This window comes from Bartonella sp. CB10SXKL (assembly GCF_042195515.1).
Taxonomy (GTDB): domain Bacteria; phylum Pseudomonadota; class Alphaproteobacteria; order Rhizobiales; family Rhizobiaceae; genus Bartonella.
Genome location: NZ_JBHION010000087.1, coordinates 1 through 1,103, shown reverse-complemented (window position 1 = coordinate 1,103; position 1,103 = coordinate 1). Strand labels below are relative to the sequence as shown.

Sequence of the window (1,103 nt, the reverse complement as noted above, 5' to 3'; positions counted from 1 at the left end):
ATTTAGAATACTCACTCATCATTCTACATATTGAATAAAAAACTGAATATTATAAATTTCTTTCATTCAAACCTGTTTATATTTAATCAATTAACCCCTTGTTCATCACAAACGAAGCTGGCATGTAAAGAAGGACTTTTGAAAAAAGGTGTATTGCTTCTTATGAACATTCTCGAGTGCTAAAATCTGCGCAAATATTGAATGCTGAAAAAAGAATGATGATATCCGCGCATAACCGCAATAAAAATAATATCCTGTATCCAATCAAAATTTCTCTGCCACCTATCATTTACAAAACAACAACCGTAACAATACGATAAAGCATACTTTACTTTTATTATAATTTGACCTCAAACTCCCTCTGTTTGTTCTAAAAACAAGTATTTATCCAAAATTCTTAAGTAAACATCCTAAAAAAGGAAACAAATAATATGCGTATGAAATGATATAAACGTAAATAAAGTTCTAAAACAAAATTCAAAAAAATGCATAAATCTCGTAAAGACTAAACTTATGATCTATAAAATTTAATAAAGAAATGGACAAAAACAACCATCAATATCGTCTCTTTTAAAAGATTATACCACAAGAATTTAGCATTCAAGCTTCTCACATTCACAATGAAATCTGCCCCCATATCTTAATATCAAAATTTTAGGAAAATTCCTCATCGCATAGAAGAAAGCATCTATTGTAATCTTTTATATCAAAAAAATAACCATATTGATGAGGAAAAATAAATTTCAATACATTAAAAGGCAGAAAAATCTTCTGCCTTTCATATAAAAATGCACATTATATCTCTTCAAAAAAGATGGCGCAATCCAGCAGAGAAACTGGCTCCAGAAAAACCAGCTTTCTTAAATTTATGCTGATAAGTTACATCTCCATGAAGAAAAAGTTTTGAAGAAAGACGAGCATTAAACCCAAGACCTGCTTCCAAAAAAGAACCAAAAAAACCTAATTGGAAATCGTTTTTAAAAGAAACAAATTGCTTATCTTCAAAACTATGCAAATAAGAAAGCTTACTATAAAAAGAAACGACACGTCCCTCTTCAGAAACATTAAGTGTCTTGCTTAAACGCCCACCAACACGCCCCACC

The 1,103-nt window shown here is 30.1% G+C and carries 1 protein-coding gene; it reads right to left on the bottom strand.

Going from position 1 to position 1,103, the window contains the following annotated elements; translation table 11 throughout:
- Nucleotides 1-805: 805 nt before the first annotated feature.
- Nucleotides 806-1,103, bottom strand: a 298-nt coding sequence (locus ACFIK3_RS09565; protein WP_375660345.1) for an autotransporter outer membrane beta-barrel domain-containing protein, incomplete at its 5' end; no start/stop codon positions are given.